The 16,835-nt window shown below is 34.5% G+C and carries 32 protein-coding genes and 1 pseudogene; 1 reads left to right on the forward strand and 32 read right to left on the reverse strand.

Annotation, left to right across the window (positions count from 1 at the left end; all coding sequences use genetic code 11):
- Positions 1-4: 4 nt before the first annotated feature.
- The 11 genes and pseudogenes from ACLTBU_RS02070 to ACLTBU_RS02120 form a co-directional block, all read right to left on the reverse strand.
- Positions 5-859 (reverse strand): N4-gp56 family major capsid protein, encoded by an 855-nt coding sequence (locus tag ACLTBU_RS02070; protein ID WP_412217254.1) that lies wholly within the window; start codon positions 857-859, stop codon positions 5-7.
- A 15-nt stretch (positions 860-874) separates the two neighbouring features.
- Positions 875-1,450: a phage scaffolding protein gene (locus tag ACLTBU_RS02075; RefSeq protein WP_412217256.1), complete on the reverse strand. Its 576-nt coding sequence runs from the start codon at positions 1,448-1,450 to the stop codon at positions 875-877.
- 150 nt (positions 1,451-1,600) lie between these two features.
- Positions 1,601-1,903 (reverse strand): DUF4406 domain-containing protein, encoded by a 303-nt coding sequence (locus ACLTBU_RS02080; protein WP_412217258.1) that lies wholly within the window; start codon positions 1,901-1,903, stop codon positions 1,601-1,603.
- Positions 1,904-1,960: 57 nt separating this feature from the next.
- Positions 1,961-2,737, reverse strand: coding sequence for a minor capsid protein (locus tag ACLTBU_RS02085; protein WP_412217260.1), 777 nt, complete (start codon positions 2,735-2,737; stop codon positions 1,961-1,963).
- Positions 2,734-3,069, reverse strand: coding sequence for a hypothetical protein (locus ACLTBU_RS02090; RefSeq protein WP_412217262.1), 336 nt, complete (start codon positions 3,067-3,069; stop codon positions 2,734-2,736). The genes ACLTBU_RS02085 and ACLTBU_RS02090 overlap by 4 nt, the downstream gene beginning before the upstream one ends.
- Positions 3,070-4,416 (reverse strand): phage portal protein, encoded by a 1,347-nt coding sequence (locus ACLTBU_RS02095; RefSeq protein ID WP_412217265.1) that lies wholly within the window; start codon positions 4,414-4,416, stop codon positions 3,070-3,072.
- Positions 4,409-5,503, reverse strand: a pseudogene (locus tag ACLTBU_RS02100) (PBSX family phage terminase large subunit); the annotation flags it as partial. The pseudogene ACLTBU_RS02100 and the gene ACLTBU_RS02095, both read right to left, overlap by 8 nt.
- A gap of 248 nt (positions 5,504-5,751) precedes the next feature.
- Positions 5,752-6,186 carry a terminase small subunit gene (locus ACLTBU_RS02105; RefSeq protein WP_337530244.1) on the reverse strand — a complete coding sequence of 145 codons (435 nt, stop codon included), beginning with the start codon at positions 6,184-6,186 and terminating at the stop codon, positions 5,752-5,754.
- 315 nt (positions 6,187-6,501) lie between these two features.
- On the reverse strand, positions 6,502-6,987 hold the full coding sequence (locus ACLTBU_RS02110) for a hypothetical protein (RefSeq protein ID WP_412217268.1): 486 nt from the start codon (positions 6,985-6,987) through the stop codon (positions 6,502-6,504).
- Positions 6,988-6,998: 11 nt separating this feature from the next.
- Entirely contained in the window at positions 6,999-7,964 is a 966-nt protein-coding gene (locus ACLTBU_RS02115) for a tyrosine-type recombinase/integrase (RefSeq protein ID WP_412217270.1), read from the reverse strand.
- A gap of 48 nt (positions 7,965-8,012) precedes the next feature.
- On the reverse strand, positions 8,013-8,210 hold the full coding sequence (locus tag ACLTBU_RS02120; RefSeq protein ID WP_337530250.1) for a hypothetical protein: 198 nt from the start codon (positions 8,208-8,210) through the stop codon (positions 8,013-8,015).
- A 298-nt stretch (positions 8,211-8,508) separates the two neighbouring features.
- Here ACLTBU_RS02120 and ACLTBU_RS02125 point away from each other — a divergent pair, with 298 nt between their 5' ends.
- Complete coding sequence (locus tag ACLTBU_RS02125; RefSeq protein ID WP_412183527.1) at positions 8,509-8,973, forward strand: hypothetical protein; 465 nt, start codon at positions 8,509-8,511, stop codon at positions 8,971-8,973.
- Positions 8,974-9,046: 73 nt separating this feature from the next.
- On the opposite strand, the gene ACLTBU_RS02130 is transcribed toward ACLTBU_RS02125, so the two are convergent.
- From ACLTBU_RS02130 to ACLTBU_RS02230, 21 genes are all read right to left on the reverse strand, one after another.
- Complete coding sequence (locus ACLTBU_RS02130) at positions 9,047-9,298, reverse strand: hypothetical protein (RefSeq protein WP_412217273.1); 252 nt, start codon at positions 9,296-9,298, stop codon at positions 9,047-9,049.
- Positions 9,299-9,488: 190 nt separating this feature from the next.
- Entirely contained in the window at positions 9,489-9,737 is a 249-nt protein-coding gene (locus ACLTBU_RS02135; RefSeq protein ID WP_412217275.1) for a hypothetical protein, read from the reverse strand.
- 29 nt (positions 9,738-9,766) lie between these two features.
- Positions 9,767-9,907, reverse strand: coding sequence for a hypothetical protein (locus ACLTBU_RS02140; RefSeq protein WP_412217277.1), 141 nt, complete (start codon positions 9,905-9,907; stop codon positions 9,767-9,769).
- Complete coding sequence (locus tag ACLTBU_RS02145; protein ID WP_412217279.1) at positions 9,900-10,295, reverse strand: YopX family protein; 396 nt, start codon at positions 10,293-10,295, stop codon at positions 9,900-9,902. The genes ACLTBU_RS02140 and ACLTBU_RS02145 overlap by 8 nt, the downstream gene beginning before the upstream one ends.
- Positions 10,279-10,407 carry a hypothetical protein gene (locus tag ACLTBU_RS02150; protein ID WP_412217281.1) on the reverse strand — a complete coding sequence of 43 codons (129 nt, stop codon included), beginning with the start codon at positions 10,405-10,407 and terminating at the stop codon, positions 10,279-10,281. Before ACLTBU_RS02150 ends, ACLTBU_RS02145 begins: the two co-directional genes overlap by 17 nt.
- A gap of 165 nt (positions 10,408-10,572) precedes the next feature.
- A complete protein-coding gene (locus tag ACLTBU_RS02155; RefSeq protein ID WP_320650834.1) occupies positions 10,573-10,731 on the reverse strand; it encodes a hypothetical protein in 159 nt (52 codons plus the stop codon).
- Positions 10,732-10,769: 38 nt separating this feature from the next.
- Complete coding sequence (locus ACLTBU_RS02160) at positions 10,770-10,991, reverse strand: hypothetical protein (RefSeq protein ID WP_412217284.1); 222 nt, start codon at positions 10,989-10,991, stop codon at positions 10,770-10,772.
- Positions 10,992-11,180: 189 nt separating this feature from the next.
- On the reverse strand, positions 11,181-11,363 hold the full coding sequence (locus ACLTBU_RS02165; RefSeq protein WP_337530272.1) for a hypothetical protein: 183 nt from the start codon (positions 11,361-11,363) through the stop codon (positions 11,181-11,183).
- A 49-nt stretch (positions 11,364-11,412) separates the two neighbouring features.
- Positions 11,413-11,595: a hypothetical protein gene (locus ACLTBU_RS02170; RefSeq protein ID WP_337530274.1), complete on the reverse strand. Its 183-nt coding sequence runs from the start codon at positions 11,593-11,595 to the stop codon at positions 11,413-11,415.
- Positions 11,596-11,614: 19 nt separating this feature from the next.
- Positions 11,615-12,571, reverse strand: coding sequence for a sigma-70 family RNA polymerase sigma factor (locus ACLTBU_RS02175; RefSeq protein WP_337530276.1), 957 nt, complete (start codon positions 12,569-12,571; stop codon positions 11,615-11,617).
- An 18-nt stretch (positions 12,572-12,589) separates the two neighbouring features.
- On the reverse strand, positions 12,590-12,889 hold the full coding sequence (locus ACLTBU_RS02180; protein ID WP_412217289.1) for a hypothetical protein: 300 nt from the start codon (positions 12,887-12,889) through the stop codon (positions 12,590-12,592).
- Positions 12,890-13,006: 117 nt separating this feature from the next.
- Positions 13,007-13,276 (reverse strand): hypothetical protein, encoded by a 270-nt coding sequence (locus tag ACLTBU_RS02185; RefSeq protein WP_412217291.1) that lies wholly within the window; start codon positions 13,274-13,276, stop codon positions 13,007-13,009.
- A 9-nt stretch (positions 13,277-13,285) separates the two neighbouring features.
- The gene (locus ACLTBU_RS02190; RefSeq protein WP_412217293.1) at positions 13,286-13,540 is read right to left on the reverse strand and encodes a hypothetical protein; all 255 of its coding nucleotides are present in this window, start codon (positions 13,538-13,540) and stop codon (positions 13,286-13,288) included.
- Positions 13,541-13,551: 11 nt separating this feature from the next.
- A complete protein-coding gene (locus tag ACLTBU_RS02195) occupies positions 13,552-13,935 on the reverse strand; it encodes a hypothetical protein (protein WP_412217294.1) in 384 nt (127 codons plus the stop codon).
- Between the two features lie 3 nt (positions 13,936-13,938).
- On the reverse strand, positions 13,939-14,121 hold the full coding sequence (locus ACLTBU_RS02200; RefSeq protein ID WP_337530286.1) for a hypothetical protein: 183 nt from the start codon (positions 14,119-14,121) through the stop codon (positions 13,939-13,941).
- 4 nt (positions 14,122-14,125) lie between these two features.
- Positions 14,126-14,533: a RusA family crossover junction endodeoxyribonuclease gene (locus ACLTBU_RS02205; RefSeq protein WP_337530288.1), complete on the reverse strand. Its 408-nt coding sequence runs from the start codon at positions 14,531-14,533 to the stop codon at positions 14,126-14,128.
- On the reverse strand, positions 14,523-14,672 hold the full coding sequence (locus tag ACLTBU_RS02210; protein ID WP_412217297.1) for a hypothetical protein: 150 nt from the start codon (positions 14,670-14,672) through the stop codon (positions 14,523-14,525). The genes ACLTBU_RS02205 and ACLTBU_RS02210 overlap by 11 nt, the downstream gene beginning before the upstream one ends.
- Positions 14,673-14,702: 30 nt before the next feature.
- Complete coding sequence (locus ACLTBU_RS02215) at positions 14,703-14,969, reverse strand: hypothetical protein (RefSeq protein WP_412217299.1); 267 nt, start codon at positions 14,967-14,969, stop codon at positions 14,703-14,705.
- A 2-nt stretch (positions 14,970-14,971) separates the two neighbouring features.
- A complete protein-coding gene (locus tag ACLTBU_RS02220; protein WP_412217300.1) occupies positions 14,972-15,622 on the reverse strand; it encodes a replicative helicase loader/inhibitor in 651 nt (216 codons plus the stop codon).
- Positions 15,615-16,433, reverse strand: a complete 819-nt coding sequence (locus ACLTBU_RS02225) for a replisome organizer (protein WP_412217302.1) — start codon at positions 16,431-16,433, stop codon at positions 15,615-15,617. Before ACLTBU_RS02225 ends, ACLTBU_RS02220 begins: the two co-directional genes overlap by 8 nt.
- A gap of 4 nt (positions 16,434-16,437) precedes the next feature.
- Positions 16,438-16,779: a hypothetical protein gene (locus ACLTBU_RS02230; protein ID WP_412217304.1), complete on the reverse strand. Its 342-nt coding sequence runs from the start codon at positions 16,777-16,779 to the stop codon at positions 16,438-16,440.
- Positions 16,780-16,835: the final 56 nt, after the last annotated feature.

Genomic DNA, 16,835 nt, shown 5'->3' on the forward strand with positions numbered 1-16,835 from the left:
CTCCTTACGCACCAGCTTCTGCTTTGAATTGAGCAACAACTACTTTACTATCATTGGATAAATGAGCTGTGTAATGTTCATCTGCTGTGATAACAGTTGTTTTCTTAAGAATATCCCTATCGCTTTCTACAATAACATCACGCTTTTTGTAAATGGTTAATGCTGGTACATCTCCATCTACTTCTGCATTTGTTACTTTTACAATAGGACATTCATACCAAGTAGAGTTTAATTTAACTTTTTTAGATGGGATAACTTGGCAACCTGCAATCTCTCCAATAACCCCTGTCATAACCACATCTAAAGGATATTTATTTTTGTCTCTAAATTCTGGGTCAAGCCTTAATTGAGTAATTTGTTTTGGATGAATAAACATTACTCTTTGTGTATAGTCTTCTTCTCCAAATACATCAACAGCTTTCACTATACCTTCATATCCGATAATAGCTGCTTTTCCATCATATTTAGCTGTAGCACTATTAAGTGCATCATAGCAATCATTATCAATCTTAGCTGCAATAGAAATTTTAAGTTGCTTTTCTGCTTCTCCTACTGGATCACCATAACCACTTAATGCAGCTTCATCTGTAATCTCAACACCTTTACCAGCTTTTTTTACAGTAGCAGTTGTTGTAGTAGCTGATAATACTACTGTATCCATTGCTACACCTTCTGCTACCACTTCTGCATCACCAATGTAAGCATATTTAGGAACAGTAATTGTATTACCTGGTTGACCTACTAATGTGCTATCAATCTTTGCAAGTGGTGAAAACTTAATCGCTTTATCTAATCCTGCTGAAATCATATCAGCCATTACTTGTGGATTTACTAAATTTGTTAATTTTGTTTGTGCCATATTAAGGCCCTCCTTTTATTGTGTTAGTTGTTTATAAACTTCAGGTTGAGCGTTATAGAGTTCTGCTCTCTCTGAATAGCTCATTTTGTGGAATTGTTCTTTTGTAATACCTTTAGACGCACCACCTGTATTAGTAGGTTTAAATCCACCTAGTTGTGGTGGTTGCTGTTCTTCTGCATCAAATAAGTAAGCATCACTTTCTTTGAGTGCTGTAAGCTGCTCTTCAAGTCCTGTAAATTTGTCACCTTCAAGCTTAACCTTATCCATATCAAGAAGTGCTTTAAGTGCTTTTAAGTTCTTGGCCTTCGAACCTTTTAAAGCATCTTCAAGTCTATAGTTAAAGTCTTTTTTAGCCGCTTCATCTTTAAGTTTTGTAATTTCTGTCTCATATTCAGTGACCTTATTCTGCAACTTCTCGTTATCTACATTATTTTTCTTTAAGTCAGTGATCGTTGCATGAGCTGTTTCAAGTTGAGCTTTAACATCTTCATAGTCAGCTTTAGCCTTCTCAACGTCTTTACCATTTTCGGCCATGATACTGTCTATATCTTCTTTTTCAAGCCCTAAATCTTCTAAAAACTTTCTCTTCATAATATCCTCCTACGCTTTTTACGAGTATGCTCTCACGGATTTGTTATGTTCGGTTGTTCTTTTACGCCTACAACCTATTAAAAGGCATATAAAAAACAGCCTTAGCAATACTAAAGCCGATTTCAATTCTAAAACCTGTTAAATTGGCTATTAAAAGCATACGTAGTACGGAATACCATATTTTGTAGCACATTCGTACTCAATCTTACACCCTCTAGCTTCTTCCCAACCATGTGCGAAGAAAACACCATCAGCTTGTGCCATGACTTCAATTGATTTTGCTAAATACCACAACGGCTTAGCATCAGCAGGCGCTCCTTGAAAGAAGCTGTCAATAATCTCAATGTCATCACCGAATGCCTTTTTTGCTCTTCTGATAGCCAATTCTCTTTCTCTTAAAATTTCTTCGTCTGTTCTACCGTTCATAGGTTGAGAAATAAAGATTTTCTTCATTGCTATTCTTCCTTTCCATTTAATATAAAAAGCACCCTATTAAGAGTGCTTAATTAACTATTCAATTACTGGGATACAAGTACACCTGCAACGTGGGTGAAAAGGTGGAATATCATAACTATCAATGCTTACAATTTCACCAGCTTTACCCCCACACCTATCACATGTTCTTTCATCCTCTGCCACAAGTATTTCGAGTTCTTTATAACCACTGTCTTTATAACGTTGCACAACACCTGAATTAATGGTATGCATGAGTTCTGTACGAACTACTCTATCCGCCTCATTAAAACCTACTTGCATTTTATTCCTAACAGTTTTTACAAGGTCATCTTTCGATTTCCCTAAGACAATAGTGTCTGTAATGCCTTTTTTCAGTATCCCAGACAACTTATTTTTATTATCCCATACAGTAGATATAAAATGTTTCTCGCTCCAAGACCTCGCAATAATCTGCTGTACTGCTACATCGTCTAATACAGTAAACGAAGGCTTAATAGGCGTATGTTGTGGTAAAGGTGTCTCCACATAGATTTCTCTTAAAGCTTCTTCTAAATTGTAGTTAAGTATATTGATTTCTTTAAGCCCTAGCTTAACCATTTTCATATTTATACTGTTAAGTAAATCCTTATAGTGCTTATAAGTCCATATTTCAGCCCTAGAGAGTTCTTCATCTAATAGCTTATAATACATAGCTTCAACTTCTTTAGCTATCTCACGAGTAACTCTATCGTATATCTTACGTGTTTCTGATTGCATCACTTCATAAGTTAAATCAAATCGTCTTTGAGCTGTTTCATCTATACGTTTCTTCCAGTAATCCTTATTACTCACAGAGCACCAACTTCTTTCATAGCTTTCACCATCTTAGGTAACTGGATAGCTATCCAATCAACAAGTTGTTCATTCCTTCCCCAAGAGCATGAAACATCAAGGCCACTTTCATAAAAGAAAGCATGTATCAACTCATGCCTTACAACTGTAGCTTTATAAGCCTTCATATTCTCCATGCTTGTAGGTGTTTCATTATTAAGTTCTTTATCGATACAAATAGTTTTCGTGGTAAAATCACACAAGCCATCACTATTTTCAATCTTAGGATACTCAATAGGCGTGACTTCATTAATAGAATATTCAACACCTAAAACATTAACCTTTTGCATCATCTACACCTCAACTTCCTCATTATCATCTTTCAACTGTTTAACATACTCCTGCCAATTAAAAGCGTTTTCGGCTTCAATCTGTTTAAGTTCCTCATCAACATCAGTAACATATGGATGATTTGCTACAATAGTCTTAGTAGAGATAACTCCAACTGAATTTTTACAATCTGTAATGACTTGGCTCTCATTCATTGTAATATCACGATTAAGAAGGATACTAAGTTTTTCTTTATCCTGTGGGCTAACTCCTTTAACTTCTAAGTAGGACTTAATAAACCACATAAGCTGGTTAAAATAATTTTTAACCTCTATTTCTAACTTATTACATTTAAGGTCCAGTCCACTATAAAGTGTCTTTAATGCCACTCCCGAAGGAGTGTTGCCACTTATCATTTTGTTACGGTCAACACTACGGCCAAACAAGATAATATCATCTTTAAGTGTATTATCATGGCTCTCATTAGCCGTCGTGTCTATAGTAGGATTAACAAGTTCAACACCACCGTCTGTGTCTACCCAAATACGACGTTTCTCTAGCATTTCATCTAGGCTCACTGCATTTTCAGGATTCTCAGCGTAATTTCTAATAACAACTAAGAAGTTTTTAAAGTCCTCTAGCAACTTATCTAAGCGCTCTCTGTTATGGCAATACGCATCTATTAACTCTTTTACCATCTTAAGGTCTGGCATTTCACAAGCGTTATTTTTGCAAAATACAAAAGGCACTCTACCAAAACTATATTGCTTTCCATCGATGGTAAAATGCCCGAACTCTTCATTGTCATTTAGTTGTAAGTACTTCTCACTATCTAGCTTTAAAGTACCGTTATCTAAGATGTAGTAATAAGATTTGTCGCTATCGTAAACCTCAACTTTAGTGACCGTTTCCTTCTTATTATTCATGTACTCTTCAATATCATAGATACGAATAACCCATTTCAATTCTCTATGCGAGTTATCTACCCATACAGGCTTAATTTGCTCACTTGGAATAAGCATACGTTTAAGTATACCTTCTTCATCGAAATATAACTGTTCCCATGCAATACCTTTATTACTTGTCTCTGTTCCAAGTAGCTGTAGATCATAAAGGAAATTATCACTTAGCACGTTAATAACTTCATCTAAGTAACTACTATTATCTATGCTACTTGTCATACTAGGTTCTTTACCAAGTAAGTACTGCACTTTTTCATCCACTAGGTTAGTCATAAATGCATGAGGCATTTCTATACCAAGTGGCTCATTCTCATAATAAAGCTGTCCATCTAGCATAAGTTTACGTTCTTTACTTGCTAAAAACTCTTTAATGTACTCTTGTACAATAAATAAATCTTGATTATCCAAACCTAACACCTCCTTTTCCTCTTAATGGCTCAACGCCATATCTTAGAGCATCTATACCATGGTTAAATGTATCAATAGGTTCATTGATATACTCGTTTGTCTTCTTGTCTTTTTTCCATGTATAGTTCTCAAACTCCTCAATTAAAGTCGTACATCTTTCATCAACGATAATTGAGTGTTGCTGTAGCCACTGTAACCCATGAATAATACTATCTGGCCCCTTGCTGGCAGCTTTAATCCTGCTACAACCTAAGCGTTTTATTTCTTCGATTGACTTTTGTTCTGCACTATCGGCTATGATCTGTTCTTTTGATAAGCCTAACTGTTGCAAAACCTCTGCTATTTCATCGTTAGTCATTTCCTTTCTGAAATACTCACCAATGATATAAATAATTTTATTCAGCTTATCGTAGTAACCCCAGATAATAGCAGTAGGGTCATTAACGTAACCAAAGTCCATGCCGACAAATAAGCGTAAGCCTTTAACCTCATTCTCACTTATCAGTCGCTTATGAATAATAGGAAAGACTAGCTTATCGAGTGTAGCAAACTCGCCTAAGCAGTAAATCTTATAATAAGCAGGGTTGGTATTTTTAAGATTCTCTAACGTAGCTTTGTAGTCTTCCGTAAGGAACTTATTATCTAAATAGCTACTATGAATAATTTGAGCGTTTTCAATGTCATTTAAGAACCAATGCTGATAAACCCAATTAGCCTTAGATACAGGGTTGAACATTAAGTATATCTGTGGGTTAGGTGCTTCTACTGGCCTAAGACGTATGTCTAACTGAGTAAAGTCGTCTATGGTTAGTTCACTGGCTTCTTCAATAACTATGTCTGTAATATCTGCTATAGATTTAATCTTTTCTGGATCATCTATGCCTTTAAATAAAAAAACACTCCCGTTATCCAGCGTAAGTGTTAAATCTGTTTTATTTTCCTTAAATGGCGTACCACTCTTAGTAAGTATGCTTTTTACTACAGCATAAATAGAATGCCTCAAAGTATTACCTACTTTCCTAACCACTAGTACCTTTCTAACATTAAATCTAGCCTTTAGAACGATTTTTTGCACAGCACCATAGGATTTACCACTTCCACCTAACCACCGCCATAAAAGACGTTATATCGCTTAGAATAATCGTTAATAGTGTCTAGCACCCAATCATTAAAAAATTCCTTTTTCAACTTTGATATTTTTATACGTCTTATAGGCATCTGGCTTCACCTCCTACATACCACAAATAATCCATAGTTATCTGTGGTTATTATTAAAAGCGTTGATAATACTATGTTTATTAAACCGTTATTTATCAAAGTTTAGTTATACTGTTATTAATCTTCCTCGAACCAGTCTTCTGTAGGCTCTACAGACACTTTTGCTTCAACTCGTTCTGTCCACATTGAATATCTTTTACCTATTAGCTCAGCTGCTTTAATTCTATCCTTTTGATTTAATGCCTTGTCCATCCTTCTAGCTGAAGAACAACCTTCACCCTCTCCTTCTACCACAATAACTTCTTCAACATCCTGCCCTCTCATAATCTTTGTAAGATATTCCATAACTTCTTTGGCATCTGCTATGCGTTCTGAGGATATTTGTTCTAGTCGTTCATCTACATATTTTTTTATGTTAGGTTTTGTTAGGTTTTCACATCCAACTTCTTTTGCCGTTTTCTTACTATATCCTGCTTTAATTGCTGATTCAGTGGCGTTGCCAGTCTGAATATAATAATCAGCAAACGCCTTTTGTTTTAATGTTAGCTTCACAACGCTCACCTTCTTTCTTTAGACTAAAAAAGCAATGCATAACCTATACAGTTAATTGCATTGCCTATCTAATTTCAAACATTTTTACACATCCTGATTTAAAATTATAATACTGTCTGTTTCGCAACAGTCTATGTACAACAAAAGGGCTCCTCAGCCTATAAACCAAGGGCCCTTTCCTTCAACTTCACCAATTTATTTGGGGGAAAATAAATGATCGTAATGTGGTACCAAGATTCGGTATACGTTGCACACTCCGTATTTACCTTGCTTCTTGACTATATCAGTATAGCATGTTTTTTTAGTCTACTACTATCAAATACTAGCTTTTTCTTCTGTTTTCTCCCAATTACTTCTTAATCCTCTCTCTTCTGCAAATACTCTTCTAGCCTTACTTAACATTCTGTATACTGTAGCTTCCCCACAAGGTATTTCAGCTGCTGCTTTAACTACTCTACTTGATAAATCATTCTTTTCTAATGGCTTATTAGGATCTGTAAAGTATACTATTTCTATAGCCTTAATTGTCCCATAGTCAAATCTTCTTTTAAGTAATTCTAGTGTTTTTTCCACAGCTTCCAAATCATCTATCTCTGCCTTGAGTTCATTAATAACACGTTCCTTCTCCATTATGGCATGCTCCGTAGGGCTTCCTGTTCCACCAGTATTAATGATACGTTCTTCCCTAGCTTCCATAAGCATATTACCTATATCTTCTTTAACCTGTTCAGAAGTCTTGCCTATTTTAGCATAATATCTAAATGTAGCTGTCGCATAATCTCTTAAGTGGTCTTTTTTCATATTAATCCCCCTTAGTCTAGTCTTATTCCAAATAAGTTCATAATTAATTTATCTTCTTTCGGCTTCATATAGCTTTTTGTCATATCTATACTCTTATGATGTACCAACGCTGCTATCTCTTCTGTAGTAAATGGTCTTCCTAATTGCTCACATAGGTAATGCGTCCCATTTTCCATGTTTTCAATCATGCTATGCCTAAAACTATGGGGTGTAAAATATGGGGTGTTCTTATCTATGCCCTTAAGCATTAAGTACATATTCTTTACCCATATTCTGAGCGTACCGGTATTTTTAATCTTAGTTCCTTTATCACTAACCCATATATCACTACCTTTAAGGTTCTGCATGTGAAGTTTCAAGCTTTCTTTTGCTCTATCATGCAATAATATATACTCCATTTGACCGCCTTTGCACTCTACTTTAATAAATCCTCTATCTGCCGTGGCAGTATTATCTACTTGAAGTATTTCATTTATTCTTGCACCGCTATCGTATAAAAGATCTAAAAGAAACATGTATTTATAGTTTTCAATACTTCTTAAGTACTCCCTAAGTAGTACGACTTGTTTCTCCGTTACAAAGGTAATTTCTTTCCTTGGTTTTTTATCTAATGTCTTTACCTTTGCTGCGATATTCCTCATATATTCTTCGTATTCATCGTCATCATCCTCTGCATACCCCATCATATTTCTTATTACACACATTACCCTGTTGACTCTTGCGTTGCTACACTCCCTATCATTTATCATAAAGAATTTAAAGTCCTCAAAATGCCTTTTTTTGAATTCAAGAACGCTCATATTATTGTTATACACATAATTCCATACTAAGAAAAACTTCAAGTCATATCCATATTCCCTTAAGGTATTCGGCCTACTTCTATCTGTAACCTTGCTTCTTAGATACAGTTTCAATAACTCTTTATTAGCAGCATTAACATTTTCCCATCTTTCGCTAGTATATAAAACTTCTTTCATATACATCACCCCTTATGGTTAATATAAGCATTCAAAAAATCATTTTTTTTATTTAGCTCCAAAGGCTCTGCCAACTAACCCTATCATTGCTATTAATATATAATAGTGGCTTGTGGTTAACTGTATATCTATAAAAGGTTGGATTACTTCAAGCACCATCAAGTCTACGTCAAACCAAGTTAAAATCCATGCTACAAATAATCCACCTACAAATCCATCTAATATAACTACCACCTCCTGGACCATTTTATTGACCTCAACAAAATGGTCAAAACATTTCTATTGATTAGTAAAAATATTTACTTTATACTAATTATTAGATAGGACTCCTTTTTTAAATCGTCATACCTATCTATAAAATATCCCTTGGCTATCATAAAATAAAAAATCCATCTCCCATGGCTGTTACTTATTTCTCTGCCAAGGGATATTTTTTTACTCAAAAACTAATTTTATTTATCTTACTCTATCTAACTAGTTTTTACATATTTTTTTTAGTATTGCTAATCCTTATAATAAAAGACTAGCTGATATGAGGTGTATTATGAAAAAATATTATTTTGCTAAATTTATGTTAATTATCGTTATTCTTTCCGTTCCCTTATACTTAATGGCTTCTGCATTGAATACCACTAAAGACTTAAATAATTTTTATGAAGAAATTGTTAATATTCAAAATCAACTTAACGGACTTTCTCAATCACTGTATATTGCTGATCAAAAAGGAGAATCATCAACACCACTACGTCAAAGTTTATCTGTCTATAATGCCAAAATAAAAAATCTTAATTCAAAAATATTTGATTATGCAGCAAATAATGATATTTCTTCTATTAATAGAATTCGTTTAGATACTCTTATTATAGCTATTGAATTACTTGATGACTTGAATCTTATCTTAAACGAACTTTCGATAAATAAAGATTATGAAATAGAATATAAATTATTTAAATCTTTCTTTTCGACTAATGAATTATTAACTCAAAGTCTATCAGCATTCCCTCTCTAATTAACTTGCATAAGAAATGTATCTATTTCTTATGCAAGTTTTATTTTATTCACCTAGATGACTTATCAAAAAACTATTTTATTTGTTCAATCACGATATTGATTGCCTCTCTATAAAAATCATCACACACAATATCTTTTACACCTAACACTTTAGAATCATTATATTTACATTGCCATGCTTTGTTAGATAGTATTTTCCATTCCATACATGCATTGCTCTGACCTTCTTCTTGAATTAACTTATATCCTTCGATGTCATGCTGCCAAAGCTTTATTAAAGAGTTGGGTCTTACAAATTTCTTTATAAATTCATACAAAGTCATTCCTTCACCTCTTCCGATGAACTATTTGTTTGATTTGTGGTAGCCACAAATTACTGTATCGTGCACATTACATATGTGATTTGTTATACTACAAACCAAAACGTGCGTACCATTTTCTTTTAATGCTTTTAGGTTATTGCAATCACCACATTTTTTTAGCATTGTTGTTCACCTTCCTAAAAAAATTATTTTATACGTTGAATTCTATACAACTTGAATTACCTTCGTCATCAAAGCTCACCAAGTAACCTTTCACAACGTCAACTCGTTTACCATTTGCATACTCCACGATAATTCTTGAAACATCAACGTCCTTTTTAGGTTCTTTTATTTTTGGCATGGGTATTTTAATGTTTGTTGTTGGTAAGCATTCGCAATATCCACCTTCCACTTTACAACCACATTTAGGACATATAGTATTACCTTTGATTTCTACCATTCTACACTTCTCCCTTCGACCTCTAAAACTTAGATTTTTTTAATGACAAATCGACCTGCCAACAATGCAATCATAAATGCCATAAGACTATTAGGCTCAATGTGTAATGTCTCTATAGCAAAAATTGTTAATAAAAATGCATATAGCCCAGATAATATCAACTTAATCATTTTGTACCTCTAGCAACTCTGGGTTCTCGTATATGTTTCCGACTACCTCATAGTAATCTGTATTAGCTATTCTAATATGCCTGCTAAGGTGACGGCTTATATAGTCAGCATTAAGCCTAAAGCCTGCAATACTGTACTCAACTTTTGCATACACATCTTGATATACTTGGTTATTGTAGTTGTACTTAACAATGTCTCCCTCATAGATCTCTTTTCCGTTCTTGTCTTTAAGTCCTGTGTATTGCATCATTTCAACATCATCTATTGTTGGCGGTATCACTATTCCACTTGTAGTGAATGGGTAGACGTGATTAACGTCAAACCCAAACACTTCAAACATACACTTTTCTACTTTGTGCCATGCTCTAAACTTAATCTCTCTGCTCAAAGCAATCACACTCCTCACTATCTTCAATCCATACTGGACATTTCCCTGTTAAATCACAATATCCATCTATACAGTGAATACAATTCCAACAACGCTTATCCTTGTCTTCCACTTACTTCACCCACCCAAAAATTATTTTTATTTATTTTAAATTTTTACTTTTTCATGATGTATTGACCTATTTTTTTTAATGCGTATAATTTTTTATTAAGTAGAGTTTTGTTTATATATTGGGTTCACTAGTATTTATTTAGTGAGCCCTTTATTTTTACAAAAGTTACTTTGTTTCTTCTATTTCCCAATCACAAGGATCTTCATCTCCTATTCTGCATTCATCAAACTCTTCACTATACATATAACAGCCATCACAACATCTGGTATATTTGCTACACTCATTCTTAATAAGTTCTAATGCTTTTTTTAATTCTTCGCTCATCTTAACCCCTCATTCCTTAAAAATTCACTTTTATTTCATCAGTCCTCAACTAGTCCCCATATATCTTCTTCATCTAGGAACACTGTATCAGGATCTCCTTCTTCTACTTCATAATTACGTCCACCATAGTTGTTCTCCATATAAGCATCTATAATTTCATCATCTGACATATTGTTAGGTCTATCACACCCTCTGTCTATTTCGATTACGATTGCTGCACAATCATCCATATACACTGTGTATCTATTGTAATTTTCCATCATCTCACTCCATCAAAAATTGAATTTACGAATTGTAATATACAACCCTATTCCTGGTATCTTCCTTGCATTTTTTGAGGTATCTTTTGGTGTTTTCTTTAACACTTTGCACCTCATGCTTATCAGCTTTACCACTCAATACGTGATTGAGCTGTTATAAATACCTTTGAGTTACAGGATATTTTTTCATTACATCACCTCTTTGATTTGCCAATCCCAAAGTTGATAGTAACCATAGTCTTGAAGTTCTACTTCATACAATTTGCAACCTAAATACACACACACAACTCCTGTAACGTATCCTCTCATTTGTTTCTTAATACCTCTAATTTGATCTATAAAGTACCCGAGTTCTACGATTTCAAAATACATACCGTCACTCTCCAACAATTAATTCTTTAGCGCAAATTGATTGTTTGATTTATTCTTCCTCTGCATCTTCAAATTCAACTTTAATATACTTAAATCCGTTATACTTTCCACTACGACCTCTTGTAATAGCAGTTGATACAGCTATAGGTGTACTCTCAGCCCATCTAGCCATATCAACTACTGTGTCAGTTACATAGAGCGGTAATTCAAACTCATCAACTGTTACTGCCATATACAGCCTCATAACTCACCTACGCTATATACTTCTTAATTTCCTTAAGTTCTTCAATAAAGCTATCTATCCCCTCTGCATTAAGGCTTATTTCATCATCAATGTGTAAGAATCCACCATCTAACTTGTAAGTAAATAGCCCATTAAGCTCACTTATAGCCAACCTAGGCTTAACAACTTCTTTTTGCTGTTGTTTGAACTCTTCTTGGATCTCTACTTTAATTTCTTCTTCCTCTACTTTTGGCATTTGCATGCGCTCTTTCTTATAGGCATATTTGTAAGTATTAATGCATCCATAGTCATAGCCTGTGATTGCTGCAATCTCTTTAGGACTTGTTATACCTTCATCTAACAACTTAAACACTGTATCTCTTTTGCTTCCTTGCCTAATGGCCATGTCTTTCCCCTCCTTAATTTCTGTTCCTTTTTCAACTTCTTTCTTTAGCTTAATCTGCACCCTAGATATAACTCTTGATATATAGCTCTGACTTAGCCCAAGTCGCTTAGCCATATTATGTTGAGTTTCTCCAGCGATATAGCCCATCATTATTTCACATTCTAGACTTGGCAATGTCTTTATTCGCCTAATAGCCTGCTCTAACATTACCTTCCCTTCTATATCTTGTTCGATGTTTACCGTATCGTCACATACGGTGTCTAGTAAACTAAATGAATTACCTTCTTTATCCGTTCCTAGTGTACTTTCTAATGAAATAGCCTTATCTCTTTTCTTTTGCTTCCTCTGATGCATCAGTATTTCATTCGTTATCACAATTGCAAATACCGTAATAAACTTACTTTTACTAGGATCATATTTCTTAAGTAACTTAGCAAAAGCTAAATTACCTAGTGCAATCAATTCATCATACTCTATATTTAAATTTCCAAACTTTTTAGCTATATGATGAATAAATTTTACATTTTTTTGATATAGGGTGTCATAATCACCCTTAATAAAAAGCTCCTCATTTGTCATTACAACACCCCTTAGCTTCTAATGCTTATTTTCTAAGTAATCTTTAAGCATTTCTCCATGCTCCCAATACTTATAAAGTATCTTCTTGCCCTCTTCTACCATGCTAGGTGTCAAATAAATAGGTTTTATCCCTACATGTGTGCTCGCTTGATTGAATGTGCTGTCTACTAACTTCTCCATATTGCGTACGCCCTGGTCTAGGTATGCCTCCATTTTATCTGCCCATCGTTCTGCAAATCCGAATATGAAACTGGTATACACATTAGTATCTGTCTCTGCCTTATATGTTGCATACTGACGTTTGTTTCTAACGAACAATTTTCTTCTCCCCCTATCTAAATTCTTTTAAACTGATAATCATATAAGTAATACCAGCCATGCCCTTCTTGATGCCTCTTAATCTCTCATTAATGTCCTCTAGTTCAATTACCTCTATCATGCTTCAACCAAATCTCCTTTCATGCCTACCTCAAAAAGTTGTTCTCCATTAGTAAGATTGATATAGAACTCTAATTCTTGCACTTTACCCTGTCCATTTTTAACTAATATTGTCTGTTTTACAGCATGTGCCATCATTTCTTTAGCATAAGCGATATCATCATCTATCAAGTCTAGTAGTTCATAGTCGGTATACCCATATAGTTCATAAAGCCGGCCATTAGTTTCTTGTAATATGTCTATCACTTCAAAATACATCTTTTTCACAACAACACCTCACATATAGATTCTTAGCCTTATATTTTTATATCCTAAGTCCATTAACCTAAGTTCGGCTTTTTCTTGTGCCTGTTCAGTGTCACCATCAATCTCCAAGTATTCTCCATTCCCTATTACATGCCATTTTTGTCCTCCTTCATAAACCATACTAAAATCAACTATATTGCATTTTTCTTTTGTTTCCTTAGATTTATTAGATGTGAGCGCACAAAAGGTAAATGTGATTAAAATACAGGCATATATCCCAACCATGTAGCATACTCTTAGACAAATGTTATTTCTTTTGGTTTAAATACTCTGATTCCTATTACTTCTAAATCTTCCTCATACTGCAACACGTATTCTTTTCTGTAATCGCTTATATCCTTAAGTACAACTGTTCTACCATAATCTTCATGTGCTACATAATAGCTTCCACTCCATTCTGCAACCTTATCATTGACAACAAATACAATTTGGTTATCATGTAGTACTGCAATTTCTTTAAAGCTAATACCTTTATCACGCATTACCCTACGGCATACATCTAACATTTTCTTTTCCTCTGCGTTCCTAGCAATCCTTTTTTGTCTGTATGCTCCATACACAAGTTCTAACCCAAGCACAGTTAAAGCTAAAACAATTAGTGCAACTAAATACTTATCCATACATTACCCCTCCGTAATCTCTGCATTTTTGATGATACTAGCTATTTCATATAAGCTCATCTTTTGCATGTCTTCAAGAAAGGCTCTAAGGCTACCTCTAATGCAATGTTGCATTCCCTTGTTGTCTGTGTACTGTACCGTGCAAATTTTAGTGTGGTCTTTGGTAATCGCATCTTGATATTTCATATAATCACCCCAAACTTGAAATTACTACCTCTACTTTAGGCTCTGATCCATATACCTTTTTCACTCGTAGTTCTACGATTTGCTTATCATCTGCATATGCTATTCCATTTAAGCTATCTAGAACTATCTTAGCTACGTTATCTAAGTCAGGCTTAACTACTGGTCTTATCTCTCCGCTGACCATTTTTAAAGCTTTTGTAGCACTTGTTTTTGGCATCTGATAATATGCTGTTATATCTGCAACAAGTGTTCCTTCTAACATGTTTCTGCCTACCTGATCTATATAACATTGTCTAACCCAATTCTCATACATCACTGTATCTTTAGGTGTATACGCTCTTCCTGTCCTTGTACTCATGCGTGGTCTTGCTTTACTCTTTACTTGCCCGGGTATTGTAAAGTTAATTATCATCAGCTTCACCCCCTCCCATAGTCTCAACTAGGCTGTCTAGAAGCATTTTTTCTCTTATAGCATCTTCTACATAATCTTGACGACTCATCCCAGTTGCTTTCATAGCTTGCTGTAATCTTTTAAATTTTTTATCGTCCAAACGTACCCTTATCTCATGCACAGCCATACCCTATTTAGCTAACTCCTTTAATATTTCTTGGTCTAAGTACTCAATATAAGTACCTTTCATCCCAAGCGACCTAGTTTCTACAACACCTGCTATCTGCAGTTTTTTGAATGCACTTACTGCCACACTTCTTGTAGCTTTTACTTTCCCTAATATCTTGCTTACAACAACCACACCATTTTCTCCGTTCATTTCTGCATACACAGCCTTAAATGCTTGAAGTTCTGTATAACTAAGTACTTTCTTTATTTTCTGTACTCTATCGCTCATTTTTAATCCTCCCTTAGCCCTAAAGACTTTATAACATCATTAACTTTAGCCATTGCCTCAATATTTTCCTTGCTTTGTTTACGTTCTTGTATATCCATTCTAGGAGCTTCCTTAAACTCAATCCTCTGCACCCTATCGCTCTTTTCTTGTAACCTCTCAATGTTTTTCTTTACTGCTAAGTTAAGTCTGTTAGAAGCATTATTTCGAGCATTTATATTAGCCATAACTTTGTTAAATTGCGAACGCATAATTGTTTGGTCCTCTACTTTTGTTTGACAAAGTTGCAACCATCCACCACACGCCATAACGGCATCCCTTACGTTTTGGGGTAAATTTGCAAGTGCTTCTTCAGGTCTATCATATCCATAGGCACGTATAGCCTTTTGAACCATCCCATATCCATCTTCATTTGCTATAGGCGTGGCCCCCGTAATCTCACCATAATACTTTCTAATTGCTCCTATCATGTTGCTTGGGGCATATGGTTCATCTGTAACCATTTTTGTTATAGCTAATTTAGTGATATTAAAATCTAAATCCTTTAGCATGCCATACCATAGTTCCATTTGTGTATTATTATCAGTATTAATTTTAGAATTTGGAAAAAATGAGATAATCATAGCTATAATTCTTGCAAACTCTTCCTTATTCATGTTTACCCTCCTCATTGAGCCAGTTAGCTAAACCTTGCATCGCTTTATCAACTGGCGAATTATTAACTGAATAATTGCTATTTCCCTGCTTAAGTTCATATACATCTTGCCAGCTATGCAAGATGCTCTGTTCAAGTATCTTAATTTTTGTGTACTCATCATCTGCTAGTTTGTTTAGCTTGTTAAGAATCATCTTTAATGCTCTAGTAGTAAGTTTCTTTTTAATCTCTTTTCTCATTTCTACAAAATCAAGAAGAGTTTTATTAAGTTCACTCCCAGAGGATGCGTAAGCATCTATTAGCGTTTCTATTGTCTCTTTACTACCTTTACCTTCCTCTAACCTATCCTTACCTTTACTAACCTTACCTAACCTATCCTTACCTAACCTAACCTGTGTATCCATACTGCCTACCACTTGGTTGACATCTGGTATGACATTTGGTATGACATAGTGTGTATTTTCATCGTGTACCTTCACATATGCGCTATTTTCATCTACTGCTAATAATGATTTTTCATTTAAATAGATAGTTTCTGTAAATCGATCACTTCTAATATAGTTGTGTATCTTCCAGTGCTTAATAACACATACACCACTTTCAAAAGGAATAATAAATTGTTTTGCCATAAGTATCTTAAAATCATCATCAGAACACCCAACCATCCTTAATATCTTCTTAGGTGAAGCTATAAACCCTTCATCATCTGCCCTAGTACAAAACTCAAGATATAAGTAACGTGCAGTTAAAGGCATATCTAAGAAAATATCTGTATCTACTATCTTTAAACTAATCATTCTTCTCTGTGCCACTAGATCACCTTCCTTCTGCATTTCTTCTGTTCCACATCAAGTACTCATTGCAACTTCTCCATATGATTCGTGTACTTTCATGTATAAGTTGCATTTGTCTATAACGCTGATAAGCCCAATCTTTAAATGCTGTTACAGCAAACTCTTTATTACTAGCATCGTGTATCTTACGTGCAGTAGCTTGAATTTCTGACCACCTTTGTGCAAGCATTAGACTATCTTTCATAAGGCTATAGGCCTCTTCTACGTTCTCACTGTTAAGGTCTAGGTAACGCTTGAAAACCTCATTGTACTGTTTGCAATCATCTGGCAGTATTTCTTGAAAGTCAGATTTAATCTTTGTCATTTTTAGCACCTATCTTTTCGTAACCTACACACACTACGTCATACTGCTGTTTTGTT

It is taken from the genome of Zhenhengia sp., assembly GCF_046966505.1.
GTDB lineage: Bacteria > Bacillota > Clostridia > Lachnospirales > Cellulosilyticaceae > Zhenhengia > Zhenhengia yiwuensis.

What these genes read in the sequence shown, in the direction of transcription:
- ACLTBU_RS02190 (WP_412217293.1), bottom strand. Translation starts at nt 13,540, where the DNA reads ATGGTTGGGATATATGCCTGTATTTTAATCACATTTACCTTTTGTGCG.
- ACLTBU_RS02120 (WP_337530250.1), bottom strand. Translation starts at nt 8,210, where the DNA reads ATGGTCCAGGAGGTGGTAGTTATATTAGATGGATTTGTAGGTGGATTA.
- ACLTBU_RS02070 (WP_412217254.1), bottom strand. Translation starts at nt 859, where the DNA reads ATGGCACAAACAAAATTAACAAATTTAGTAAATCCACAAGTAATGGCT.
- ACLTBU_RS02090 (WP_412217262.1), bottom strand. Translation starts at nt 3,069, where the DNA reads ATGATGCAAAAGGTTAATGTTTTAGGTGTTGAATATTCTATTAATGAA.
- ACLTBU_RS02200 (WP_337530286.1), bottom strand. Translation starts at nt 14,121, where the DNA reads ATGAAATATCAAGATGCGATTACCAAAGACCACACTAAAATTTGCACG.
- ACLTBU_RS02205 (WP_337530288.1), bottom strand. Translation starts at nt 14,533, where the DNA reads ATGATAATTAACTTTACAATACCCGGGCAAGTAAAGAGTAAAGCAAGA.
- ACLTBU_RS02175 (WP_337530276.1), bottom strand. Translation starts at nt 12,571, where the DNA reads ATGACAAATGAGGAGCTTTTTATTAAGGGTGATTATGACACCCTATAT.
- ACLTBU_RS02155 (WP_320650834.1), bottom strand. Translation starts at nt 10,731, where the DNA reads ATGAGCGAAGAATTAAAAAAAGCATTAGAACTTATTAAGAATGAGTGT.
- ACLTBU_RS02125 (WP_412183527.1), top strand. Translation starts at nt 8,509, where the DNA reads ATGAAAAAATATTATTTTGCTAAATTTATGTTAATTATCGTTATTCTT.
- ACLTBU_RS02135 (WP_412217275.1), bottom strand. Translation starts at nt 9,737, where the DNA reads ATGGTAGAAATCAAAGGTAATACTATATGTCCTAAATGTGGTTGTAAA.
- ACLTBU_RS02080 (WP_412217258.1), bottom strand. Translation starts at nt 1,903, where the DNA reads ATGAAGAAAATCTTTATTTCTCAACCTATGAACGGTAGAACAGACGAA.
- ACLTBU_RS02110 (WP_412217268.1), bottom strand. Translation starts at nt 6,987, where the DNA reads ATGAAAAAAGACCACTTAAGAGATTATGCGACAGCTACATTTAGATAT.
- ACLTBU_RS02130 (WP_412217273.1), bottom strand. Translation starts at nt 9,298, where the DNA reads ATGACTTTGTATGAATTTATAAAGAAATTTGTAAGACCCAACTCTTTA.
- ACLTBU_RS02140 (WP_412217277.1), bottom strand. Translation starts at nt 9,907, where the DNA reads ATGATTAAGTTGATATTATCTGGGCTATATGCATTTTTATTAACAATT.
- ACLTBU_RS02170 (WP_337530274.1), bottom strand. Translation starts at nt 11,595, where the DNA reads ATGGCAGTAACAGTTGATGAGTTTGAATTACCGCTCTATGTAACTGAC.
- ACLTBU_RS02195 (WP_412217294.1), bottom strand. Translation starts at nt 13,935, where the DNA reads ATGGATAAGTATTTAGTTGCACTAATTGTTTTAGCTTTAACTGTGCTT.
- ACLTBU_RS02215 (WP_412217299.1), bottom strand. Translation starts at nt 14,969, where the DNA reads ATGAGCGATAGAGTACAGAAAATAAAGAAAGTACTTAGTTATACAGAA.
- ACLTBU_RS02160 (WP_412217284.1), bottom strand. Translation starts at nt 10,991, where the DNA reads ATGGAAAATTACAATAGATACACAGTGTATATGGATGATTGTGCAGCA.
- ACLTBU_RS02220 (WP_412217300.1), bottom strand. Translation starts at nt 15,622, where the DNA reads ATGAATAAGGAAGAGTTTGCAAGAATTATAGCTATGATTATCTCATTT.
- ACLTBU_RS02165 (WP_337530272.1), bottom strand. Translation starts at nt 11,363, where the DNA reads ATGTATTTTGAAATCGTAGAACTCGGGTACTTTATAGATCAAATTAGA.
- ACLTBU_RS02230 (WP_412217304.1), bottom strand. Translation starts at nt 16,779, where the DNA reads ATGACAAAGATTAAATCTGACTTTCAAGAAATACTGCCAGATGATTGC.
- ACLTBU_RS02115 (WP_412217270.1), bottom strand. Translation starts at nt 7,964, where the DNA reads ATGAAAGAAGTTTTATATACTAGCGAAAGATGGGAAAATGTTAATGCT.
- ACLTBU_RS02075 (WP_412217256.1), bottom strand. Translation starts at nt 1,450, where the DNA reads ATGAAGAGAAAGTTTTTAGAAGATTTAGGGCTTGAAAAAGAAGATATA.